Source organism: Vibrio sp. YT-18 (genome assembly GCF_033337345.1).
Lineage (GTDB): Bacteria > Pseudomonadota > Gammaproteobacteria > Enterobacterales > Vibrionaceae > Vibrio > Vibrio alginolyticus.
The window spans coordinates 304227-328266 of record NZ_JAWOQO010000004.1 but is presented as its reverse complement, the minus strand read 5'-3'; the positions used below and the strand labels follow the sequence as shown (position 1 = coordinate 328266).

The 24040-nt window shown below is 45.8% G+C and carries 18 protein-coding genes, 5 tRNA genes and 1 rRNA gene; 17 read left to right on the top strand and 7 right to left on the bottom strand.

What is annotated here, in order from left to right; genetic code table 11:
* Positions 1 to 101 precede the first annotated feature (101 nt).
* Positions 102 to 218: ribosomal RNA gene (gene rrf, locus R7M72_RS08375) — 5S ribosomal RNA — on the top strand.
* 91 nt (positions 219 to 309) lie between these two features.
* Here the strand turns inward: rrf and ilvY are convergent.
* On the bottom strand, positions 310 to 1200 hold the full coding sequence (gene ilvY, locus R7M72_RS08370; protein WP_005379097.1) for an HTH-type transcriptional activator IlvY: 891 nt from the start codon (positions 1198 to 1200) through the stop codon (positions 310 to 312).
* A gap of 143 nt (positions 1201 to 1343) precedes the next feature.
* On the opposite strand from ilvY, the gene ilvC reads away from it, so the two are divergent.
* Positions 1344 to 2828 carry a ketol-acid reductoisomerase gene (gene ilvC / locus R7M72_RS08365; protein ID WP_005379098.1) on the top strand — a complete coding sequence of 495 codons (1485 nt, stop codon included), beginning with the start codon at positions 1344 to 1346 and terminating at the stop codon, positions 2826 to 2828.
* Between the two features lie 278 nt (positions 2829 to 3106).
* Here ilvC and ubiK read toward each other — a convergent pair whose 3' ends face one another.
* The 4 genes from ubiK to R7M72_RS08345 form a co-directional block, all read right to left on the bottom strand.
* Positions 3107 to 3358, bottom strand: a complete 252-nt coding sequence (gene ubiK, locus R7M72_RS08360; protein ID WP_005379099.1) for a ubiquinone biosynthesis accessory factor UbiK — start codon at positions 3356 to 3358, stop codon at positions 3107 to 3109.
* 131 nt (positions 3359 to 3489) lie between these two features.
* Positions 3490 to 6612: a multidrug efflux RND transporter permease subunit VmeD gene (vmeD, locus tag R7M72_RS08355; protein ID WP_005384257.1), complete on the bottom strand. Its 3123-nt coding sequence runs from the start codon at positions 6610 to 6612 to the stop codon at positions 3490 to 3492.
* Positions 6613 to 6624: 12 nt separating this feature from the next.
* Positions 6625 to 7731, bottom strand: coding sequence for a multidrug efflux RND transporter periplasmic adaptor subunit VmeC (vmeC, locus tag R7M72_RS08350; protein ID WP_005379101.1), 1107 nt, complete (start codon positions 7729 to 7731; stop codon positions 6625 to 6627).
* Positions 7732 to 7749: 18 nt separating this feature from the next.
* Positions 7750 to 8331 carry a TetR/AcrR family transcriptional regulator gene (locus R7M72_RS08345; protein WP_005384254.1) on the bottom strand — a complete coding sequence of 194 codons (582 nt, stop codon included), beginning with the start codon at positions 8329 to 8331 and terminating at the stop codon, positions 7750 to 7752.
* Between the two features lie 170 nt (positions 8332 to 8501).
* On the opposite strand from R7M72_RS08345, the gene rep reads away from it, so the two are divergent.
* The gene (gene rep, locus R7M72_RS08340; protein ID WP_005379104.1) at positions 8502 to 10517 is read left to right on the top strand and encodes a DNA helicase Rep; all 2016 of its coding nucleotides are present in this window, start codon (positions 8502 to 8504) and stop codon (positions 10515 to 10517) included.
* A gap of 73 nt (positions 10518 to 10590) precedes the next feature.
* Here rep and R7M72_RS08335 read toward each other — a convergent pair whose 3' ends face one another.
* Positions 10591 to 11004: a c-type cytochrome gene (locus R7M72_RS08335; RefSeq protein ID WP_005384252.1), complete on the bottom strand. Its 414-nt coding sequence runs from the start codon at positions 11002 to 11004 to the stop codon at positions 10591 to 10593.
* 335 nt (positions 11005 to 11339) lie between these two features.
* Between R7M72_RS08335 and R7M72_RS08330 the strand changes: the two genes are divergently transcribed.
* The 5 genes from R7M72_RS08330 (at position 11340) to R7M72_RS08310 (ending at position 11936) form a co-directional block, all read left to right on the top strand.
* A tRNA-Arg gene (locus R7M72_RS08330) sits at positions 11340 to 11416 on the top strand.
* A gap of 33 nt (positions 11417 to 11449) precedes the next feature.
* A tRNA-His gene (locus R7M72_RS08325) sits at positions 11450 to 11525 on the top strand.
* A gap of 69 nt (positions 11526 to 11594) precedes the next feature.
* Positions 11595 to 11671, top strand: a tRNA-Pro gene (locus R7M72_RS08320).
* Positions 11672 to 11719: 48 nt separating this feature from the next.
* A tRNA-His gene (locus R7M72_RS08315) sits at positions 11720 to 11795 on the top strand.
* Positions 11796 to 11859: 64 nt separating this feature from the next.
* Positions 11860 to 11936: transfer RNA gene (locus R7M72_RS08310), tRNA-Pro, on the top strand.
* Positions 11937 to 12274: 338 nt separating this feature from the next.
* On the opposite strand, the gene R7M72_RS08305 is transcribed toward R7M72_RS08310, so the two are convergent.
* On the bottom strand, positions 12275 to 13000 hold the full coding sequence (locus R7M72_RS08305) for an HAD family hydrolase (protein WP_005379107.1): 726 nt from the start codon (positions 12998 to 13000) through the stop codon (positions 12275 to 12277).
* A 661-nt stretch (positions 13001 to 13661) separates the two neighbouring features.
* On the opposite strand from R7M72_RS08305, the gene R7M72_RS08300 reads away from it, so the two are divergent.
* The 9 genes from R7M72_RS08300 to R7M72_RS08260 all read left to right on the top strand — a co-directional run bounded on the left by R7M72_RS08300 (position 13662) and on the right by R7M72_RS08260 (position 23501).
* The gene (locus R7M72_RS08300) at positions 13662 to 15377 is read left to right on the top strand and encodes a dipeptide ABC transporter ATP-binding protein (protein WP_005379108.1); all 1716 of its coding nucleotides are present in this window, start codon (positions 13662 to 13664) and stop codon (positions 15375 to 15377) included.
* A gap of 92 nt (positions 15378 to 15469) precedes the next feature.
* Positions 15470 to 17023 carry an ABC transporter substrate-binding protein gene (locus tag R7M72_RS08295; RefSeq protein ID WP_005379109.1) on the top strand — a complete coding sequence of 518 codons (1554 nt, stop codon included), beginning with the start codon at positions 15470 to 15472 and terminating at the stop codon, positions 17021 to 17023.
* Between the two features lie 147 nt (positions 17024 to 17170).
* On the top strand, positions 17171 to 18148 hold the full coding sequence (locus R7M72_RS08290; protein WP_005379110.1) for an ABC transporter permease: 978 nt from the start codon (positions 17171 to 17173) through the stop codon (positions 18146 to 18148).
* A gap of 2 nt (positions 18149 to 18150) precedes the next feature.
* Positions 18151 to 19101 (top strand): ABC transporter permease, encoded by a 951-nt coding sequence (locus tag R7M72_RS08285; protein ID WP_054730225.1) that lies wholly within the window; start codon positions 18151 to 18153, stop codon positions 19099 to 19101.
* Positions 19102 to 19258: 157 nt separating this feature from the next.
* Entirely contained in the window at positions 19259 to 20278 is a 1020-nt protein-coding gene (locus R7M72_RS08280; protein WP_017636150.1) for an SPOR domain-containing protein, read from the top strand.
* A 226-nt stretch (positions 20279 to 20504) separates the two neighbouring features.
* A complete protein-coding gene (locus R7M72_RS08275; protein ID WP_017636149.1) occupies positions 20505 to 21512 on the top strand; it encodes a substrate-binding domain-containing protein in 1008 nt (335 codons plus the stop codon).
* A gap of 55 nt (positions 21513 to 21567) precedes the next feature.
* Positions 21568 to 22503: a LysR family transcriptional regulator gene (locus tag R7M72_RS08270; protein WP_005379132.1), complete on the top strand. Its 936-nt coding sequence runs from the start codon at positions 21568 to 21570 to the stop codon at positions 22501 to 22503.
* A gap of 267 nt (positions 22504 to 22770) precedes the next feature.
* Positions 22771 to 23175: an SMR family transporter gene (locus R7M72_RS08265; RefSeq protein WP_005379135.1), complete on the top strand. Its 405-nt coding sequence runs from the start codon at positions 22771 to 22773 to the stop codon at positions 23173 to 23175.
* The gene (locus R7M72_RS08260; RefSeq protein WP_005478614.1) at positions 23172 to 23501 is read left to right on the top strand and encodes an SMR family transporter; all 330 of its coding nucleotides are present in this window, start codon (positions 23172 to 23174) and stop codon (positions 23499 to 23501) included. Before R7M72_RS08265 ends, R7M72_RS08260 begins: the two co-directional genes overlap by 4 nt.
* Positions 23502 to 24040: the final 539 nt, after the last annotated feature.

The following is a 24040-nucleotide window of genomic DNA, read 5'->3' as shown; positions in this document are numbered from 1 at the left end:
TTAACCATACAACACCCAAGGGGTTTTGATGGACTCAATGAAAGAACATTGAATGTGTAAGAACGAGAATTAAAAAACAGCTTTCCGAATTAAAGAATTTGCTTGGCGACCATAGCGTTTTGGACCCACCTGATTTCCATGCCGAACTCAGAAGTGAAACGAAATAGCGCCGATGGTAGTGTGGGGCTTCCCCATGTGAGAGTAGGACATCGCCAGGCTTTAAATTTAAGAAGCCCGCTCGAAAGAGCGGGCTTTTTTGCATCTATAGAGTTTTAAAATTAGCTCACTTTATACCTAAAAAGTGTTCATCTAAGGTGCGATATACTTGCTCTCTGCAACCTTCCAAAAGGCTTTAACAAGCGGATTCTCCAGCTGAGTTTTGTTGCAGCAAACACCAAGTTTAAAAGGTTTAATTGGTAAGACTTTTAAACGATTTATCTTTTCTCTTACCGGACTGTTGTTGATTACAACATCAGGTGCGATACCTACTCCACACCCCAATGCAACCATACTTACGATGGCTTCATGTCCGGAGGTTTGTGCGTAGATCTTTGGCTTTATTTTCATTTGTTTGAGCCAAGTATTGGCCCTGTCCCTTGCCGTTCCTGCTTCTGGGAGTATGAATGGAATGACCGACCAGTCTGGTTTTTCTTTTTGTAGCTCTTCAGCAAACGCACTAACCCCAACAGGTACGATGACAGAAAGTGGGATTTCACTGATCGTTTCAAATGCGATTTTATTTGGCATCTGTTCTGACTTGGCTGATATGGCAATATCGGCTTCATCTGCTAGTATTTTGTCGATCGCTTGAGCTGGATCGCCGGTTGATAGTTTGAACTCAATGAAAGGGTTCTGAATACGAAAGTCAGAGATTAGCTCCGGAAGATGGCTGTAGCTTGCAGTAACAGAACAAAAGAGACGGATTTCTCCTTTCAATTCATCCTCGGTTCCCTTCAGGTGACTCTGATACTGCTGCCATTCGCCAAGAATCTTTAAGGCTACTGGGACTAGCTTTTTACCTTGGATAGTTAAATCAACGCTACGGTTGTCGCGTAAAAACAATTGTTGGCTGGTTTCCTCCTCTAATTTTTGTATCTGTCGGCTTAAGGCTGAAGGGCTAATATGCATTGCCGCTGCGGTCTTGGCGAAACTTTTACTCTCACAGAGATGAATGAAAAGTTGCAGGCTTTTGATATTCATTAAATTTTCATTTCCATGTTGCATAAATTGCAATAACTAATTGTGAATATATCACTTTAAGCAATCTCATGTCTGTTTTAGTATGAAGTTATTCGGTAAGGCAATTACTGACCTCAATGGAAGAATCTCAAAGGAGCACCCAGATGGCTAATTATTTCAATACCCTAAACTTGCGCGAGCAGTTGGACCAATTAGGTCGTTGTCGTTTTATGGACCGCAGTGAGTTCGCTTCAGAAGCGGATTATCTGAAAGGTAAGAAAGTAGTCATTGTAGGTTGTGGTGCTCAAGGTCTTAACCAAGGTCTGAACATGCGCGACTCTGGTCTAGACGTTGCTTATGCGCTTCGCCAAGCCGCGATTGATGAGCAACGCCAGTCATTCAAAAACGCAAAAGACAACGGTTTTGAGGTAGGTAGCTACGAAACGCTAATTCCACAAGCTGATCTAGTAGTAAACCTTACTCCAGATAAGCAGCACACAAACGTTGTTGAGACGGTAATGCCGTTGATGAAAGAAGGCGCAGCACTAGGTTACTCTCACGGTTTCAACGTTGTTGAAGAAGGCATGCAAATCCGTAAAGACCTAACGGTAGTAATGGTTGCACCTAAATGTCCAGGTACGGAAGTTCGTGAAGAATACAAGCGCGGTTTCGGTGTACCGACTCTTATCGCTGTTCACCCAGAGAACGACCCAAAAGGTGAAGGTTGGGATATCGCGAAAGCTTGGGCAGCAGCAACCGGTGGTCACCGTGCTGGCTGTCTAGAGTCTTCTTTCGTTGCTGAGGTGAAATCTGACCTAATGGGTGAGCAAACTATCCTTTGTGGTATGCTACAGGCTGGCTCTATCGTGTGTTACGAGAAGATGATTGCTGATGGTATCGATCCTGGCTACGCTGGTAAGCTTCTTCAATACGGTTGGGAAACCATCACTGAAGCACTGAAGTTTGGTGGTATCACTCACATGATGGATCGCCTAACTAACCCTGCAAAAGTGAAAGCATTTGAGCTTTCTGAAGAGCTAAAAGAACTGATGCGTCCGCTATACAACAAGCACATGGATGACATCATCACCGGTCACTTCTCTAGCACTATGATGGCTGACTGGGCAAACGACGATGCAAATCTACTAGGCTGGCGTGCAGAAACAGGTGAAACTGCTTTCGAAAACTACCCAGAAACTGACGTAGAAATCTCTGAGCAAGAGTACTTCGATAACGGTATCTTGATGGTTGCTATGGTTCGTGCGGGTGTTGAGCTAGCATTCGAAGCGATGACGGCATCTGGCATCATCGATGAGTCTGCTTACTACGAGTCTCTACACGAGCTGCCACTTATCGCAAACACTATCGCACGTAAGCGTTTATACGAGATGAACGTGGTTATCTCAGACACTGCGGAATACGGTAACTACCTGTTCGCTAACGTAGCAACGCCGCTTCTACGTGAGAAGTTTATGCCAGCCGTAAATACTGACGTAATTGGTAAAGGTTTAGGTGAAACATCTAACCAAGTGGATAACGCGACTCTTATCGCTGTGAATGAAACAATCCGTAACCACCCTGTAGAGTACATCGGTGAAGAGCTACGTGGTTACATGACTGATATGAAGCGTATCGCGGTGGGCGGCTAAATGACTGGCCTTAAGGCTCCATTTCGGTGTCGAAGGTGCTCGTTTACTATCGTAAAGTCCGCGCCTTCTCCTAGAAATGAAACCTTAATACAGCGTAATTTACTTAGTCTCAAGTAACGCAGTAGATAAACTCCAGGCAGACTGGAGTGATAAATACAAAATAAAACACAACATCTAATCAAAAGGCTTGGTCGCCGTTGACCAAGCCTTTTTGTTTTTAGCCGATTTATCTGCGCGCCGATAAGAAAAACGCTCCTTTGTGAGGAGCGCTTTGATACTTATTTTTCAGCAAGCTTTTCTTCAAGTTGCGCCAACTTCTGTTCCATTTCTGTTAGCTTTTGACGTGTACGTAGTAAAACTTGAGTTTGAACATCAAACTCTTCGCGACTTACAACATCTAGCTTGTTTAGCTGGCCTTGGATTACTTGACGAACTTTCTGATCGACATCAGAGCCCAACTCTTTTACAGGTTGAGGCATTGAGTCGTGAATCTGTTTAGCAATTTGCTCTAATTTCTTTGGGTCAAACATAGTGGCTAAAACTCCTTTTGATTTGTCCTCATTTTAAGTAAATGATACGTGAAAGTCGCCACTTAGATGGCAAAAAAGAGAGCGGCAATAAAAAAGGCCACCGAAGTGACCTTTTTGAATGCCTTAATAGCTTATCTGTTATCCGCTAATTCACGATGAGCTGCTTTCGCTTCGTCAACTCGCGCTAACTTCTCCAAGTCTTTGTCTTCAACAAATACTGGCAGAGGTTTGTGTTTTTCAGCTAGGTAGCTGTAAATCACAGGTAGTACAAATAGTGTGAACAGTGTACCGATTGCAAGGCCAGCAACGATGACGATACCGATACTGAAACGTTGCGCGGCACCTGCACCTGTTGCGTACATCAGCGGGATAAGACCTGCGATCATCGCAGCAGTGGTCATTAGGATAGGGCGAAGACGCACTTTCGCAGCTTCCATCACCGCATCAATACGAGACCGTTTATTATGTAACTGCTCTTCTTTGGCTACTTCACAGATCAAGATACCGTGCTTGGTTATTAGGCCGACCAGCGTGATCAAACCAACCTGCGAGTAGATGTTCATCGAGGCTGTACCCCAGGCCAATGCGATCAAGGCACCACAGATTGCCAGAGGTACAGATACCATGATGACAATAGGGTCGCGGAGTGATTCAAATTGAATCGCCAGAACGAGGAAGATGATCGCAAGTGCAAGACCGAAGGTTGCATACAAGGCACTACCTTCCGTTACAAACTGACGAGATTCACCCATGTAATCGTGGTTATAGCCTGCAGGCAGCTTGGTTTGTGCAATATTCTCAAACCAGTCGATTGCGTCACCCATAGCAACACTAGGCGATGGTACTGCACCCACAGTCGCTGAGTTTAGCTGGTTGAAGTGTGGCAAAGAGCGAGGCTCAGCCACCACATCAATGGTAATCAGACTGCCTAATGGAACCGCTTTACCATCCACAGAGCGTACATAGTAGTTCTTCATCGATTCTGGGTTTAGACGCCATTTACGCTCAACTTGAGGGATCACCTCATACGAGCGGCCATTCAGGTCGATTCGGTTTACATAACCATCTGCCATCATCGTGCTGAGGGTGATGCCAATGTCTTGCATAGTCACACCGTAGGCACCCGCTTTGTCTTTATCGATCTTGATCTTCATCGTTGCTGAATCGTAGTTCAAATCCAGGTCGGAATAGACAAACATTGGGCTACTTGCAACATCGGTTAGAATATCGCTAGCGATAGTAAACAAGCTCTCGAAGCTATTTGGTGTTGTAATTACAAACTGAACAGGTAGACCTGAGCCTGCACCTGGAAGCTCTGGCATTTGGAATGCAGTGACAGACATACCAGGTACACTTGATACTAGGCCACCCACACGTTTCGTGATTTCAGATTGGCTTGCCTCTCGTTCACTCCAAGGCTTCAATGTTGCTAGGCCAAACGCTTGGTTTGAGTTTGGTACACCATTAAAGACCTGTGCGTATTCCACTTCCGGTTGATCTGAGAGTATTTGGTTTACGTCATCCATGGTATTTTGGATATAGTCCAAGTTCGCGTTTGATGGGGCGGTACCCATCAGCATGACCACACCTTTATCTTCAGATGGTGCTAGTTCGCTAGGAATAAACTTGAACAAGACCGGTAAGCTTGCAAATACAATGATTGCAAACGCAATAACAACCGGACGATGAGCCATTACCGCTTTCAACATGCCTTCGTAACGAGTGGTCATGCCATCAAGGATATGGTGAACTTTTTGCTCAAACTTGCTTGGCTTCTCGTTCGCTTTTAGCATCTTCGAACACATCATTGGTGATAGTGTCAAAGCGATGATGCCGGATACGAATACTGAACCTGCCAGTGTCAAAGCGAACTCTTTGAACAATGAACCGGTGATACCACCCATCAATGCGATTGGCGCGTACACTGCACCTAGCGTCAATGTCATCGCGATAACTGGAACCGCAATTTCACGCGTACCAATGATTGCAGCTCGGAATGGCGATTCCCCTTCTTTGATGTGACGGTCAACGTTTTCTAGTACAACGATCGCGTCATCCACCACTAGACCGATGGCAAGCACCATCGCCAGTAGCGTCATCAAGTTCCAAGAGAAACCCATTGCCTGCATCACCATTGCCACACCAATCAATGAAAGTGGGATGGTCACGATAGGAATGATTACCGCGCGGAATGAACCTAGGAACAGTGTGATAACCACAAGTACGATTACTGCTGCTTCAAGAATCGTTTTCACTACTTCATGAATCGATTCGTTGATGGCGATAGTTGAGTCGTACATTACGTTCATTTTGATGTTACTTGGTAGGTTGCGCTCGAGCTGAGGCAACAGTTCAAGTACGTCTGCTGCAATGTTGATTGGGTTAGCACTTGGCGCTGCGTTGATCGCTGCAACCACAGCTTCTTGACCGTTTGCACTTGCGCGATAAACGTCGTGACTCTTCTCTAGCGTTACTTTAGCGATATCACCTAGGCGGATGACATCCCCTTCACCAGTTTTCACGACCAATGCTTCAAGTTCAGCAACGTTTGATACCTGAGTATCTGCGCTACCGTTATAAAGCACGAACTCACCCGTCGCTTGACCGGTTGCAGATTGGTAGTTGTTGGCGTTAAGAACGCTCATCACATCGGTTGCGGTCAACTTCAAAGCGCCCATTTTGGCAGGATCTAGCCATACGCGCAGTGCGTACTTCATACCACCATACAGGTCAACTTTGGACACACCGTTTACGGTGAACAACTGCGGGTTGATTACACGCTCAAGGTAGTCAGTGATCTGGCTTGAAGATAACTCGTCACTCGTAAAGCCGATGTACAGTACCGCCGTTGTCGAACCTGTCGACATGGTTACGGTTGGGTCTTCGGCTTCTTTTGGTAGCTGTGAACGTACCGAGTTGGTTTTCGCCAGAATGTCAGACAACGCCGCATTTGGATCAGTATTCAACTTCATGTTGACAGTAATGGTCGATTTACCCAGTACCGATTGCGAAGTCATGTAATCAATATTATCGGCTTGCGCTACCGCTTGCTCCAATGGCTGAGTAATAAAGCCTTGGATCAAGTTGGCACTTGCACCGTAGTAACTGGTGGTCACGGTGACCACCGTATTCGTCATTTCAGGGTATTCACGAACCTGCATTTTGAACACCGCTTGCAAACCAAGCAATGCAATCAAAAAGCTGATCGATACCGCTAAAACTGGACGTTTTATAAAAACATCTGTAAAGCGCATGATGCCTCCAACTTAAAGCATTGGTGTTTCAGCAGGTGGGGTAGTTGCATCGCTTTCGACAATGCTTACTTTCGCATGGTTACTCAAACGGACTTGACCCGATGTCACCACTACATCACCTGGCTTCACGCCTTCTAGAATGTGTGCGATATCTTTAGAGCGTTCGCCAACTTTTACCACATGCTGCTTAACGCGTTTTTCGCCATCTTCTTCTGTTACGATGTAAACATTGTCGCCATACAGCGTAAATGTGATCGCGGTTTGAGGTAGCGTGACCTGATTTTCTAATTTAGGCAGAATGATGTTTGCACGCGCGAACATACCACTACGTAGTTTGCCGTCACTGTTAGGGATATCCGCTTGAACCTGAATCAAGCCACTTTGTACGTTTACAGCTGGTTCAATCGCAGAAATAGACCCTTTGAAAGGTTGGTCTGGATAAGCGTCAACAAAGATATCCACTTCTTGATCGATATTGATACGTGAAATATCGGTTTGTGGCACGGTGAAGCGCAAGCGCATCACGCTGGTATCTTCAAGGCGAACAATATCGGTGCCCGCCTGTAGGTACTGACCGAGGTACACGTTACGAATACCTACCACACCATCAAATGGCGCTTTGATTTCGCGTCGGTCGATGGTTGCTTTCAGGCTTTCAATATCCGCTTTTAAGGAGAAGTAGTTTGCTTCTGCTTCGTCATACGCTTCTTTAGAAATAGAGCCTTTTTTGAATAGGCCTTGGTAGCGTTTGTATTTCGCTTCTGCCGCTGGCAACTTAGCTTGCGAGCTCTTCAAATTTGCTTTTTCGACTTCAGAATCAAGCAACACTAATGGCTGACCCGATTTAACTTGAGTACCGGAATCAAACGCGATTTTATCGATAACACCGCTCGTTTCGTTCGCTACCGTCACGCCTTGGTTTGGCTCGATAAAACCAATTGCCTCGATGACTGGTACCCAATCCACCGCTTGCACTTCTGTCACGGTTACTGGGAACTCAGGTTCAGGACGGTTTGCCATGTATTCAGCGATCTTTTGTTGCTTAAATAAATTGAAACCTATCACGCTGCCGAACAAGAGAACGGCGATAAGTAACATAAAGAAAGTCCACTTTTTCATTCTATTAAGAACTCCAAGTTAGTGTTTAATAATTGCATCCCAACTGGCTTCAATAGCGGCCTCTAATGCCGTCTTATCCAGTTGATAAAATCCCAAAGCGTGTTTCCGAGCAAGTGCAACACTTGCCTCAAAACTTAATCCAGAAAGTACTTCGTTATCGAGAAGCTTGAATACTCCCTCATCTTTACCCTGATTAAAAAGAAGATCTACTTGGGCAAACATTTGTCTCTCAAGTTCCCGAGCTTTGCTACTATTTGAACAGGGTAAAGACTCATATTGGACTCGGTTGCTGATCGCACTTAAGTTCGAGCTCGCTAAATTCCAAATATTGAGCCACATGGTTCGATAACGCTGTTTTAAAGGCATCTCTTCACTAACACCTAGTTGCACCGCAGTAGCAACACGCTTAGCAACGTTAAGGCGTAGTTCCTCTAAAAGATGTTCTTTATCTGAGAAATAACGGTAAATCGTTCCTGCTGCGACACCTGCCTCATTGGCGAGCTTTTGCATGGAAAGCCCTTGAAAACCAGATTCAGCAATGAGTTGTTCAGCAGCGACTAAGATTTGTTCTCGTTTATCTACAGCAGGGTTATCCTTCATAATGTCACCCTTTAGTGAATGAACGTTCATTCATTATAGCTTAAATACCCGCCATTTATGCAACAGAATATTGCACTTAATTGGTGTGAAAATTACAAGAAATCAGCATAGCTTTCACGAGGCCACCCCTTTATCATAGGCGCCACATTCATCACCCGCAGAGAATTTCTATGAAGCTGAACCCTAGTCAAGATGAAGCCGTGAAATACGTGTCTGGTCCATGCCTAGTGCTAGCTGGTGCTGGCTCAGGCAAAACTCGTGTTATTACCAATAAAATCGCTTATCTGGTTCAGCAATGTGGTTACAAAGCGCGTAACATTGCGGCGGTGACGTTTACCAACAAAGCAGCACGTGAAATGAAGGAGCGTGTAGGTCAAACGTTAGGGAAAGGTGAGTCTAAAGGTTTGATGGTATCAACATTCCACACTTTAGGATTGAACATCATCAAGCGTGAGTACAAGCATTTAGGGTTGAAAGCGGGCTTCTCACTGTTTGATGACCAAGACCAGCTAGCGCTACTCAAAGAACTTACCGAAAAGCAGCTTGATGGTGATAAAGATCTGCTACGTCAGCTTCTGAGTTGTATTTCCAACTGGAAAAACGACATGTTGACGCCAGAGCAAGCCAAAGCGCGTGCGCAAGGTGAACAGCAACAATTGTTTGCGTTCTGTTTTGATATGTACCAAAAGCAAATGAAAGCCTATAACGCGCTTGATTTTGATGACCTAATTTTGATGCCCGTTTTACTCTTACGTAATCATGAAGATGTTCGTCAGCGTTGGCAGAATCGTATCCGTTACCTACTGGTTGACGAGTATCAAGATACCAACACGAGTCAGTATGAGCTGGTCAAATTAATTGTCGGAGAACGTGGGCGATTGACTGTTGTAGGGGATGACGATCAGTCTATTTATTCATGGCGTGGTGCGAAACCTCAGAACCTCGTGTTGCTGGGTGAAGATTATCCGAATTTGCGTTTGATTAAGCTAGAGCAAAACTACCGTTCAACGAGTCGAATCCTGCGTGCGGCCAACATTTTGATAGCTAACAACCCTCACGTCTATGAGAAGTCCTTGTTCTCTGAAATTCCTGACGGTGAAAAACTCAAAGTGTTGTTGGCTAAAAATGAAGAGCATGAAGCAGAGCGCGTAACGGGTGAACTAATTGCGCATAAGTTCCTAAACCGTACCGAATATAAAGATTATGCGATTCTATATCGTGGTAACCACCAATCACGTTTGATTGAAAAGTCTCTGATGCAAAACCGCGTACCGTATAAAATTTCTGGCGGCACCTCGTTTTTTGCGCGCGCAGAGATTAAAGACATCATGGCGTATTTGCGCGTTTTGGTTAATCCGGATGACGACAATGCATTTTTGCGCATTGTGAATACTCCACGACGTGAAATTGGCCCAGTGACGTTAGAGAAGTTAGGCAGTTATGCCAATATGCGAGGCAAGAGCCTGTTTGAGTCGAGCTTTGAAATGGGGCTCGAACAGCACCTAACGGGACGTGGCCTAGAAAACCTGCGTCGTTTCACCCAATGGCTAGTGGCGATTGCTGATCAAGCTGAGCGTGGTGATACCGTCGAAGCGGTTCGTTCGCTAGTTCGTGATATCCATTATGAAGATTGGCTATACGAAACTTCAGCAAGTCCGAAAGCCGCTGAAATGAGAATGAAGAACGTTTCTGACCTTTATTCCTGGATAGTGGCGGACCTAGAGGGTGACAACTACGATCAAGAAGAGAAAACGTTAAAAGAAGTCGTTCAACGTTTGACCTTGCGTGACATGATGGAGCGCGGTGAAGAAGATGAAGACAGTGATGCAGTACAACTGATGACCTTGCACGCATCAAAAGGCCTTGAGTTCCCATATGTATACTTAATTGGGTCCGAAGAAGGTATTTTACCGCACCAAACCAGTATTGATGAAGATAACGTGGAAGAAGAGCGTCGCCTGATGTACGTTGGTATTACTCGAGCGCAACGTGAACTGACTTTCACTATGTGCAAAGAGCGTCGGCAGTTCGGCGAGTTGATCAAACCGACTCAAAGCCGCTTTTTGGATGAGTTGCCATTTGATGACGTTGAATGGGAAGTAAACAAAAAGCCAGTATCAGCAGAAGAGCGTATGGCGAAAGGTCAAGCACACATTGCCAATATTCGAGCAATGTTTAAGAAGTAAAGTAACCTTGTTCTCACTGACTAAAAACAAAAAGGCTTGCCAACTGGCAAGCCTTTTTCGTTGATGTCTTTACTTATAGACCTTCAATCATGTGGTCAATTGCTGCGATGATTTCATCGTCAGAACAGTCCATACAGGTTCCTTTGGCTGGCATCGCATTGAAGCCTTCTAATGCGTGCTTCACTAACGTATCTTTGCCTTGTGCAATACGCGGTGCCCAATCATCGGCATTACCTGTTTTAGGTGCGCCGTTTACACCAGATGCGTGACAAGCAATACAAAAAGTACCATAAACTGTGGCGCCATCACGTGGACCGGTTGGTTCTTCTTTCACTGGCTCAGAGCCCGCTAGATAAACATCACCGACAGGTTGGATGCGTTCTGCGATCGCATCGTATTCAGTTTGGCTGATGTCAGAAGCTAAAGCTGCCGTAGAAAACGTTAAGGCAGCGAACAAAACGCTAATCATTTGTCGAGACATATCCATTAAACCCACTTCACATTCCCGAGGTAAGTGACTTACCTATTTATATAGTTAGAGTATTAATGCCGAGCAGAGAAATCATTAAATTCCACTGAATGGCATAGAATGATTAGACAACTTGGTTGCAGCTGTTAAATCAATGTAAATAATGGGTGATTATATCCCGATAACTTGTTGCAATAAACAACAAGTTATCCATGACAGGGCGTGAATCACATCAAAAATCCACTTTAACGGAAGATAACTGTCGAAAAAGAGACCAAACGATAAAAAAAGTAAAAAAAGTACTAGACGGCATAGTGTGATATCCGTATTATTCCACTCCGCCGATAGGGCATGCGCCCGTAGCTCAGTTGGATAGAGCGTTGGCCTCCGGAGCCAAAGGTCGAAGGTTCGAATCCTTTCGGGCGTACCATTGCCTCGGAGGATACATCGGTAAAAATCAGTGGTGGCTATAGCTCAGTTGGTAGAGCCCCGGATTGTGATTCCGGTTGTCGCGAGTTCAAGTCTCGTTAGCCACCCCATTCTTTCTTTTTTAGATTGAATGCGGTAGCATTGCTCCCAATCTTGATTCAATCAAGATAAAACATCGTCGGTGAATAGCGCAGCTTGGTAGCGCATCTGGTTTGGGACCAGAGGGTCGGGGGTTCGAATCCCTCTTCACCGACCACTATTTAGTTTATGGCTCTAATAGAGCGGTAAACAGCAAAAATTGATGGTGGCTATAGCTCAGTTGGTAGAGCCCTGGATTGTGATTCCGGTGGTCGCGAGTTCGAATCTCGTTAGCCACCCCATTAATTAAGGTGACTTCTTAGTTGAAGTGTCCTGTCTGATTTGAGAAAATCAGCAAATACAGTTCGGTGAATAGCGCAGCTTGGTAGCGCATCTGGTTTGGGACCAGAGGGTCGGGGGTTCGAATCCCTCTTCACCGACCACTATTAGAAAGCCTGCTTTTTAGCAGGCTTTCGTCGTTTTAGAGTTTATGATCTCGCTTGGACTGTATTAGTCGGTAATGTATCAATGGATTTGAACCCAAGTGGGGTTCGCCTGAAGTTAGAATTCGGCTCTTCACCGACCGCTATTTAGAGCCTCAGTCGAAAGACTGGGGCTTTTTTGCATCTCTCCTGAAAAGAATCGGCATTCCATTTCAATTTTTCCCAAAAGTGTACAGCTCTAGGGGCTTTTGACCACCTATGATCCAAATGCTTTTCGAGCTGACAAAATAAACCCCAGAGCAGTGTCTGGGGTTTTGTAGTTTTCTAATCCGCTGCTTTTATTGGGCGAGTGTTTTAAGGATTTCTTTCAGTTCTACCGTTTCTTGGATTTCAAAACTTGGCGTTATATCCGTTGAGTTGCTTGCGCCTGTCGCATTCACCCACACACTCAAAATGCCCATATTGTTAGCGCCAGCAATGTCAGCAGGTAAAGAGTCGCCCACGTGTAGAGCCTCTTCTGGTTTTACTTCGACCAAGTCGAGCGCTTTTTGGAAAATACTTGTAGCAGGTTTCTCTTCTGGCTCTTCTCCTCCCACAATAATATGGTCCACCCAGTTGCTCATTTGTGTCGCGTTTAATTTAGGGTGTTGAGAAAAAATCGGACCGTTAGTGATCACGACGAGTTTGTAATGTTGACGAAGGTCGCTGAGCATTTCTTTTACACCAGGGAAGAAGGTGAACGCGCCCATACGTGCAGAGTCAAAGTAGTCTTGAGCTTGTTGAGCCTCTTTTGCAGTGATGCTGACGCCTTGCTCCGCCAAGATGTTTTGGATCAGGCCACAACGGAAGGCATTTTCATCGGGTAGCAGAGCCACAAGGTGAGGGAACTCAGCATTCAGCTTTTTGTATACACCCTGCAAGTAGCGCTGCAAAAACGCTTTTGGTTCGGTAACTTGTGGGTAGGTCTTATGAATCCAAGTTGTAAACGCTTGTCCTGCAACTTTATCGGCTTGTGACGTTGCACATAAAGTCTCGTCCATATCAAAAAAAATCGCTTTAAGCACAGGGGCTCCTTTTATTTACGGCTTGGCTTTGACACTGTTCATCTATTATCCCACTCTCAATTGTGTCGTAAAGGGTTAAAATCGGCGAGTTTTCTTATGACGTACGAATGAGGATAGCGGTACTTTCCTTTGCTTAGTCAATAAACCGCTTAAGTGGCGCATAATCTGCGTTGGAGCAGGATTTGTGTGGTTTTGCTGTTTTGTTCACGTTTTGACCTATCCTTTCTCTTCCTAAGTTTGGCTTTTTGTATTTGCCGACTATTTTATTAATAGTTTTTTATGTTGAAAAAACACTTTTTGCATATGATATTGTTTGTTAAATGTTAATAAATACACATGAATAATATGGTTAATGATCTTGTTTAGCTCATGTTTACTTTTAGAGCATTTTTCTAGTTTTATTGGTGCATGACGCACAAAAATAGTGTGATATGAAAATGGTTAAATACTTGTTAATGAATTTTTATTCGCTAATTGTGCGTTTATTTAATGTTTTTTCGGCGGAATATACTTTAATTGTTGCTTTTTTGTGTGATTTTTGCCAAATTATTTCCGCATTAAGATTTCAGAGTATTATTCTGAATTTGAACGGATTCATTCAGGTGATGAATGGTGCCTTTGGCATGATTCGATACCACAGACAAGGCAGTAGAGGTCTGAAATGTCACTATTAGAAGTGAAAAACCTTCGTATTGAATACCCATCCCGACACGGCGTTCACGCTGCCGTGAAGTCACTTTCTTTTCATATTGAACGTGGTGAAATCGTGGGTGTTGTTGGCGAATCAGGTGCGGGTAAATCCACCGTTGGTAACGCCGTTATTGATTTGCTTAGCCCTCCAGGTCGCGTTGCTAGCGGCGATGTTTTCTTGGATGGAGAAAAAATTTCTGGCCTATCACCAGAAGCGATGCGTAAGGTTCGCGGCTCGAAAATAGGTTTTATTTTCCAAGATCCGATGACCTCGCTCAATCCACTTTTTACTGTTGAGCAACAGCTGAAAGAGACGATCCACGCCAACATGAAGGTCTCTGATGAAGAGGCGTATCAGCGCGCGCTTTCTCTTATGCAGCAGGTTGGTATTCCTCAACCAGAAAACCGCTTAAAGCAGTACCCGCACCAATTCTCTGGTGGTATGCGTCAGCGTGTTGTCATTGCCATTGCTTTGGCTGGTGAGCCTGATCTCATCATTGCGGACGAACCAACTACGGCGTTAGACGTTTCTATCCAAGACCAAATCCTCAACTTGATCCGCGAGCTGTGTATCAAGAACAATGTCGGCTGTATGTTGGTTACTCACGATATGGGTGTCGTCTCCAACGTCACCGATCGCGTGGCGGTAATGTATCGTGGTGACTTGGTGGAGTTTGGACCAACAGCCAAAGTATTGGGCGATCCTGATCACTCTTATACTCGCAGTCTAATTTCAGCGGTACCACGTTCAGACAGAAAGCTAGATCGTTTCCCGTTAGTAAGCTATATCGAAGAAGCGGCGGAAATGGAGCCACTCGATATCAAGAACCACTGGTTAGGACAAAGCCAAGATGAGCGTGAGTACACTGGCCCGCTTTTGGACGTGAAGAACGTCAATCTTCGCTTTGTGACCAAAGACTCTTTGTTCGAGAGCCGCCGAGAATACGTGCAAGCATCTAATAATGTGAGCTTTGAAGTGCACGAAGGCGAAACCTTTGGTTTGGTGGGCGAGTCTGGTTCAGGTAAATCGACCATTGCACGTGTGATTGCTGGTTTATACCAACCTAACTCTGGTCAGGTGAAATTCGAGGGCATTGACCTGACCGCTTTAACCTCTGAGAAAGAGCGCCGCCCGATGCGTCGTCAAATGCAGATGGTGTTCCAAAACCCATATACTTCAATGAACCCTCGTATGAAGGTATTCGATATTATTGCTGAGCCAATCCGTTTCCATAAATTGACGAAAAACGAGTCGGAAACTCGCCAAATCGTGAATGACCTATTGGATCATGTTGGTTTGGGTCGAATGGCTGGGCTTAAGTACCCTCATGAATTCTCCGGTGGTCAGCGTCAGCGTATTTCTATTGCGCGTGCGTTGGCGACTCGTCCTCGACTTTTGATTTGTGATGAACCGACCTCAGCACTGGACGTATCGGTACAGGCACAAATTCTAAACTTGCTGAAAGATCTGCAAAGTGAGCTGAACTTGACTATGTTGTTTATCAGCCACGATTTACCTGTTATTCGTCAGATGTGTGACCGAGTAGGTGTGATGCAAATGGGTACACTTTTAGAAGTGGCCCCAACAGAACAGTTATTCACGGCACCTCAACACGAATACAGCAAAAAATTGATTTCTCTGATGCCGGAGTTTACTGGCTTGCGAGAAGAGATCGAAACGGCATAAACCAAGCAATTCGCTTGGCTAACCTTTAGTCATAACAAAGACGCAAACACAACAACAAGGGATCCGTATCCCCGCATGAAGGAGTTATGCAAATGAAAACCATGAAAAGCAAATTAGCAGTGGCGCTAATGGCTGCGGGCCTAAGCTTTAACGCAATGGCAGCAGATATCAAAGTTGGCTATGCAGCTGACCCAGTATCGCTTGACCCACATGAGCAGCTATCAGGTGGCACACTGCAAATGTCACACATGGTATTTGATCCGTTGGTTCGCTTTACTCAAAAAATGGATTTCGAGCCTCGCCTAGCAGAAAGCTGGGAACGTATTAACGATACGACTGTTCGTTTCAAACTGCGTGAAGGTGTGAAATTCCATTCTGGCAATACTCTAACGGCTGACGACGTCGTGTGGACGTTCCAGCGTTTACAAAGCTCTCCTGACTTTAAAAACATCTTCGACCCGTACGAAAAAATCGTCAAAGTTGACGACAACACGTTCGATCTTGTAACTAAAGGTCCTTACCCACTAGTGCTGCAAACCGCAACGTACATTTTCCCAATGGACAGCAAGTTCTACACGGGCAAAACTGCGGACGGCAAAGACAAGTCTGAGCTAGTGAAGCACGGTAACTCATTTGCATCGACTAACGTATCTGGCACGGGTCCATTCATTGTGACTTCACGTGAACAGGGCGTAAAAGTGGAATTTGAACGCTTTAAAGATTACTGGGACAAAGAGTCGAAAGGTAACGTTGATAAGCTAACGCTTGTGCCAATTAAAGAAGACGCAACTCGTGTAGCAGCGCTGCTTTCTGGCGGTGTTGACATGATTCACCCTGTAGCGCCAAACGACCACAAACGCGTTGAAGATGCTGACGGCATCGACCTAGTTACGCTACCTGGTACTCGTATCATCACGTTCCAACTAAACCAAAACAGCAACGAAGCATTGAAAGACGTTCGCGTTCGCCAAGCGATTGTTCACGCAATCAATAACGAAGGTATCGTGAAGAAAATCATGAAAGGCTTCGCAACGGCTGCTGGTCAGCAAAGCCCGGCAGGTTACGTGGGTCACGATGACAAACTGGTTCCTCGCTACGACTTGAAGAAAGCGAAAGAACTGATGAAAGAAGCGGGTTACGAAAATGGCCTGACGCTAACGATGATCGCACCAAACAACCGTTACGTGAATGATGCGAAAGTAGCACAAGCGGCAGCGGCAATGTTGTCTAAGATCGGTATCAAGGTTGATCTGAAGACCATGCCAAAAGCGCAATACTGGCCAGAGTTCGACAAGTGTGCGGCAGACATGCTGATGATCGGTTGGCACTCAGATACAGAAGACTCAGCGAACTTCAACGAGTTCCTAACGATGACTCGTAACGAAGAAACCGGTCGTGGTCAGTACAACTGTGGTTACTACTCAAACCCAGAAATGGACAAAGTGGTTGAAGCTGCGAACGTAGAAACGGATCCTGCGAAACGTGCAGAAATGCTGAAAGGTGTAGAAGCAACACTATACAACGACGCAGCATTCGTACCGCTACACTGGCAAAGTGAAGCGTGGGGTGCGAAGTCTAACGTGAAAGCGGCAGACATCGTTAACCCAATGGTAATGCCTTACTTCGGTGACCTAGTGGTTGAATAATCACGGTTAGTCGACTTTGAGGAGGGATGGATTTCCCTCCTCAACTTAAAGCACTCGACTCAGTTTTGTTTCAGTCGGATTGAGTGGGTTATTTAGACTGAATTTTCTCTCTAATTTAGAGATCTATGGATAGTTAAGGGGCAAGGAATGTTTTCGTTTCTGGTCAAGCGCCTGTTTCAGGCACTGATAGTGATGTTTGTGATCAGTTTGGTGGCGTTTGCCATTCAGGACAACCTGGGTGATCCGCTGCGTGAGCTTGTAGGTCAGTCGGTTTCGGAATCGGAGCGTCAAGCGCTACGCGACGACTTGGGCCTGAACGATCCCTTTATCACAAAGTACACGCGCTTTGTGGGTAATGCACTGCAAGGTGATTTGGGTACCTCATATTTTTTCAAGCGACCTGCGGTTGAGGTGATCCTCGATAAGCTGGTGGCAACATTAGAGCTCGTGTTTGGCGCGACGCTCATCATTATCGTTTTCTCTATACCACTCGGGGTGTATTCCGCGATTCACCCGAAGAGTGTCTTTACCAAATTTGTTATGGCGATGAGTAGTGTCGGCATCTCGATTCCGGTGTTCCTAACCGCAATCATGCTGATGTACGTCTTCTCCATCGAACTCGGCTGGCTGCCTTCCTATGGGCGAGGTGAAACCGCTAACGTACTCGGTTGGGAATCTGGCTTCTTTACCATTGATGGTATCAAGCACCTCATCCTACCTTGTATTGCGCTAGCGTCTATCATGCTGCCGTTGTTCATCCGTTTGGTACGTTCAGAAATGCTGGAAGTACTGAGTTCGGAATACATTAAGTTCGCCAAAGCAAAAGGTTTGAACTTACAAAAGATTTATTACCAACATGCACTTAAGAACACCATGCTACCAGTATTGACGGTAGGTGGCGTGCAGATTGGTACCATGGTGGCCTACACCATTCTTACTGAAACCGTGTTCCAATGGCCGGGCACTGGCTTCCTTTTCCTAGAGGCAATCAACCGTGTAGATACACCGCTGATCACTGCCTACGTTATCTTTGTTGGTCTGATCTTCGTGGTAACCAATACCATCGTTGACTTGCTGTACGGCATCATCAACCCAACTGTGAACCTAACTGGAAAAGGAGCTTAATCATGAGCCAATCAAATTTAACACCAGCTCCTGCTCCATCAGCGTGGCAGCGTTTCAAAGAGTCAGATTTTCTGTATTACTTCAAACGCGACAAAGTGGCGATGGCGAGTTTTACCGTCTTTATGATGTTCTTAGTATTGGCATTGGCTGCACCGATTCTTGCGCCAACAGACCCGTACGATCTGACGTCTATCGACATCATGGATTCAGAGCTACCACCGTCTTGGATGGAAGAGGGCGATGAGCGTTTTGTTCTTGGTACTGATGAGCAAGGCCGCGATATTTTATCGACCATTCTTTACGGCTCTCGTTTGTCTTTGACGATCGGCTTTTTAGCCGTCGGTCTTCAGTTGATTCTGGGTATCATCATTGGTTTGTCGGCGGGTTACTTCGGTGGTCGTATCGATAGCTTCTTGATGCGCTTTGCGGATGTTCAACTATCGTTCTCAACCATGATGGTGGCGATCATCGTATCGGCCATTTTCAAAGCCAGCTTTGGCAGCGATTTTTACAGCCAATACGCGGTGGTGATGCTGGTGGTGATCATCGGTGTGGCTGAATGGCCGCAATACGCACGGACTATTCGTGCCTCGGTATTGGCAGAGAAGAAGAAAGAATACGTCGAAGCGGCGCGTGTGATGGGCTTTAAAGCTCCGCGAATCATGTTCCGTCACATTCTGCCAAACTGTCTATCGCCAATCTTGGTTATCTCGACGGTACAGGTAGCGAACGCGATCATGTCGGAAGCGGCGCTGTCATTCCTAGGTTTGGGTCTGCCAGTCGATCAGCCGTCACTGGGTGCGCTAATCAGCATCGGCTTTAACTACATCTTCTCTGGTGCATGGTGGATTACTGCTTTCCCTGGCATCGTGCTAGTAACATTGGTTTTGGTTATCAACCTGTTGGGCGACTGGCTACGTGATGTATTCAACCCGAAACTGTACAAAGGATAAGAATTTTCCCACCAAGCGTTGTAAATTCACTTAATTCCTTCCTAAACTGAGAGCCGGATGCAAATTCCGGCTCTTTTTTTGCTAGTTATTCTTTGTTCACATTTTTTTGGCGCTTTGCCGCCATAATGACCTTACCCACTAATTTAGAGTGAAGTGTATGGAAATGAAGAAGGCACAACACCCATCTCGTATCTTCCAAGCAAGCCTGGCTTTGGGTTTGTTGCTAGTATGCGCCCAGTTTTCTAGCCCAGTATCGGCGGAGGAGTTCCTTTGCCAAGCCACTCAAGCCAGCGAGAAAGAATTACCGATGCTTGAGAAAACGTGCCCAATTGGTAACGGAGTATGGGGAAAGAAAGTGCCGCAGGGGGGCAACTACCTTTACTGGATTCAATGCGGATTGCTACCCAAGCCTATGTCTCTCGCGAAAGCTAAGCCTCTCTATAGTAAAATCACGACTGACGTATGGATGAAGCCTGAATCCAAAGGCTATCGCTGTTTGATTGGACCTTACAAGGCATTGTCTGATGCGAGGGATGACTTACGAGGAGTCAAAACCTTGTCGAATTACAAAGAGGCGTTCATCCGAGTGGTTGGGAAAGGGACGAAACAACCAGTAACACCACCTACACCTAAATCTACTGTATCGTCGAAATCAGCCGCATCTTCGGTTAAGCCAACACCGACGGTGACCCCGAAACCCGCGCCAGTTCCTGCTGTGCGAGCTGATACCGACGCCTTTAAAGCGCGGGCAGAGAAGCCAGATACCAAGGCAAAAAGTTCGCGTGATAGCTCTTCGTCTACGCCTGTTGCTAAGACCAAAGCGAAGCCAATTGTCACTGGAAATGATGACATTGAAGTTCGGTTGAGAACTTCAGTGCAGGGCAAAACGTACGTGGTCCCATATTTACTCGATCACCATAATCAGTTTTACATGGAACATGGTAAGCCGTGGAACCGCCTCAACTACGAAAACTCGCACAAAGTATGTCAGCAACTGGGTATGAACTTAGCTAACCCTGCAGAGTTTAAAGCGCTGAGGGCGTCTGGGGTGATGGAAAAAAATCAATGGCCACTGCAACTGCCGTATTGGGGCAAAGATAAGAAAGGTTTGTTCGCCGATCGTGAGCCCAATCAGCTCACCGGGACCTCATTGTTGAACGTGGTGTGCGTGAAATAACGACTCAGATATTGCGGTCAAAATATAGAAGAAAGCCCCGAGTTCGGGGCTTTTTTGCGGTCTCAAATATTATCGCTATTTAAGTGGCGTTTCTTTGTGATGCGTTTGCTAATACGCTCTACCACTGATATTCATCTCATTTTGCGAATTATTTTCACTGAACTTGTCGGCAGAGAGTCTATTCGTCATAATGTTACTTGTAACATTACTGATAAATCACATATTTATGGCTCAACAGAATAAGAAAACTCGTACGACATTGCAGGATGTCGCAGACCAGGTTGGCGTCACGAAGATGACCGTTTCACGCTATATGCGTAACCCTGAATCGGTGGCAGAAAAGACTCGGGCCAAGATTGCGACTGCGATTGAAGAGATGGGTTACATCGAAAACCGTGCACCGGCGATGTTGTCAAAGTCCTCCAGTAAAGCCATTGGTATTTTACTGCCGTCTTTGTCCAACCAAATTTTTGCTTCCTTTGTTCAGGGCATAGAGATGGTGACCAAAGCCAATGGCTATGAGACGCTTTTAGCGCATTTTAGCTACGATGAGCTTGAAGAAGAGCGCAAGATCGCGTCATTACTCTCTTATCAAGTCGATGGGCTTATTCTAACTGAAAGCCATCACACGCCGCGTACATTACAGATGATCAAAAATGCGGGCATTCCGGTGGTCGAAACCATGGAACTGCCATCGGAGCCGATTGATATGGCGGTTGGACTCGATCATGAAGATGCGTCGTACACCGTGGTTAAGCAGATGCTAGATACGGGGAAGCGTACAATCGTCTATTTTGGCGCGCGTCTGGATACGCGAACCAAATTGCGGATGCAAGGTTACGATCGCGCGATGACAGAAGCAGGGCTAGAACCCAAACATGTATTAACTGGTGATCATTCTAGTTTTTCTTTAGCGCATGATTTGCTCGAACGCGCACTGGAAACGCACCCAACGCTCGATGGGGTGTTCTGTACCAACGATGACATCGCAATTGGCACCATGCTGAGTGCGCAGCAACGTGGCATTCAAGTTCCACAGCAATTGGCAGTGGCGGGCTATAACGCGTTGGATATCGGTCAAACCATCAGTCCGAAACTGACCAGCGTTGATACGCCGCGTTTCCAAATTGGTGTAAAGAGCGCAGAGCTATTAATTGCGCGCCTGAAAGGCGAAACGCAAGAAGAAAAAGTCTTCGATATGGGTTATCAGATCACGTCGGGAGAGAGTGTTTAACTAATTGTTAACTGCTCTTTGTATTCGCTCATCAATGGTATTGGTAGGTTAGGGTATGGCACATCAGCTGGATGCATTGGATCTCAACTTAATGCGTTTATTAAAAGCCGTGGTGGAAAACCGCAGCATCAAGCTGGCCGCAATGCAGCTTGGCATTTCTCAACCGAGCGCTAGCCGCGGCGTGATGAAGTTGAAGCAAGTGTTTGATGACCCGCTTTTTGTGCGTAAAGCACATGGGGTAGAGCCATCACCCATGGCGATTCGTCTCGCCGCCGAGTTCGACAATATGGTTGCACCACTGGAAAAAGTGGTGCAAGAATTTGAAGTGTTCGACCCACTGCAATACCAAGGGCAGATTGCGATTGTAACTGACCCTTATTTGATGGATGAGCAAGGGCAGCGACTGCTCACTGGTTGTCATCGAGCCTTTCCCAAAGCGCACTTTGCCTTTTCCAGCTGGAATACTTACTCGCACGATGAAATGTTAGAAGGCGAGCACGATTACTGCATTCTTGACCAAGAGACCGAGCTGTCGAAAGACATTTACATGCGCCCGTTATTCGTTGAAAAACGAGTGATTTTGGCGCGCAAAAACCACCCAACGTTGTCGAAAGTCAGCAATGATTGGGACACGGTGTCCAAACTACCACTCGTCTCTTTGCCTGCGCCTGCGTCATATAAACCGCTTTGTACCGTGGAGTCCGAGTATCGACGCATGGGTTATGAGCCAGTAGTGTTACTGAAGTCCTATAATTTGCGTTTGGCTTGCCAAATGTTGCAAGAAACCGACGCGATTATGTATGCCAGTCAAAGCTCAGCATTGTTGATGCCAGAACTCGCCTCTTACGCAATGCCACCCGTTAATCGTGAGTTTAGCCAGTTTGTTGTCTCTGGCGGTTTCCTTCAAACCAACCGCAACCATCCTTTGCACAGACACCTGCATAAAGTGGTGCGACAAACCCTCAATACGCCGCTGATTTTTACGCAGTGATGTCACTTTATGGCATCGGCTGAATGAGAGTAGATGCTTTAACCTTATCAATATTGTGTGATTACATAGACAACTTACTTCTTAAGATATTCAAAAATGAATATCTCAATTACCTGTCTCTTTTTCCTACCCAGCGCTAACCTTATCTCAAATAGTCAGGAGAAGTGGCTCATTTTTATCTTTTTAACTTTTTGAATGTCGATACAGGTACGCGGCATTCACCATTCTCCGTTATGCATTTTTTTAATTTCTGATGGAGGATTAATCATGCTAGTTGCACGTCTATTTTTATTGCTCGCCATCGTTGCCGAAGTGGCTGGCACCAGCACTATGTCTCTTATCGGACAAGGGCACGGGTGGTGGGGCTACATCGTAATGTATGTGCTGATCGCAATCTCTTACTACTTTCTCGCGTTTGCCGCGAAGAAAATATCGATAGGTGTGGCATACGCTGTTTGGGAAGGGTTAGGTATCTCGTTGATCACCGTGGTGTCGATCATCGCCTTTGATGCCAACTTAAACCATCAAGAATTGTTTGGTTTGATGTTAGCCGTTGTTGGCATTGTGTGTGTGACCTTAGGGGAATCACATGGTCAACCTAACGCCAAGAAAAATGCCGATAAACCGGCAAAAGAACGTTCATTTTCTACTAGTACAAGGTGCGAATCATGAGTCAATTTTTTACGATGTCATTTGGATTTGTCGTGATGGCTGCCTTGGTCGATATCATGGCCAATATGGCGCTGACACGCTCAAAAGGCTTTAAATATAAAGGCTGGGGCATTGCGGCGATTGTGTTGGTACTGACAGCATTCACACTGTTGGCACAAGCGGTGAAAGAGATCGACTTAGCCATTGCTTATGCCTCTTGGGGTGCGATCGGTATCTTGGGTACCGCAGTGGGTGGAGCCTTGCTGTTTAAGCAGAAACTCAAGCCAATCGGCTGGTTTGGTATCTTTGTGGTGATTGCTGCCGTCGTAGTGATGAAGACCGCTTGATGTAATTTACTGAATGCTAGATATCGTCATTCTGAGCAGCAAGAGACGAGCGTGATTCAGGCTCTACCAACAAAAAAGTGCTGTGGCAGAGGAGTTTTCTCTGGCTTCACAACACGTTGATAGTAGATTCCTGATCTCGCTTAGGCTCGTCGGAATGACGGATTCATTCGTTTTTTAGAAAGAACTGAGGCTAATCCCAAAGCTCGTCATTCTGAACAGCGAGGGACGAGCGTGATTCAGAATCTACCAACAAAAAGTGCTGTGGCAGAGGAGTTTTCTCTGGCTTCACAGCACGTTGATAGTAGATTCCTGAGCTCGCCTAGGCTCGTCGGAATGACGGATTCATTCGTTTTTAGAAAGAGCGGTGGCCAATCTCAAAGCTCGTCATTCTGAACAGCGAGGGACGAGCGTGATTCAGAATCTACCAACAAAAAGTGCTGTAGCAGAGGGGATTTTCTCTGGCTTCACAGCACGTTGATATTAGATTCCTGATCTCGCCTAGGCTCGTCGGAGTGACGGATTCATTCGTTTTTAGAAAG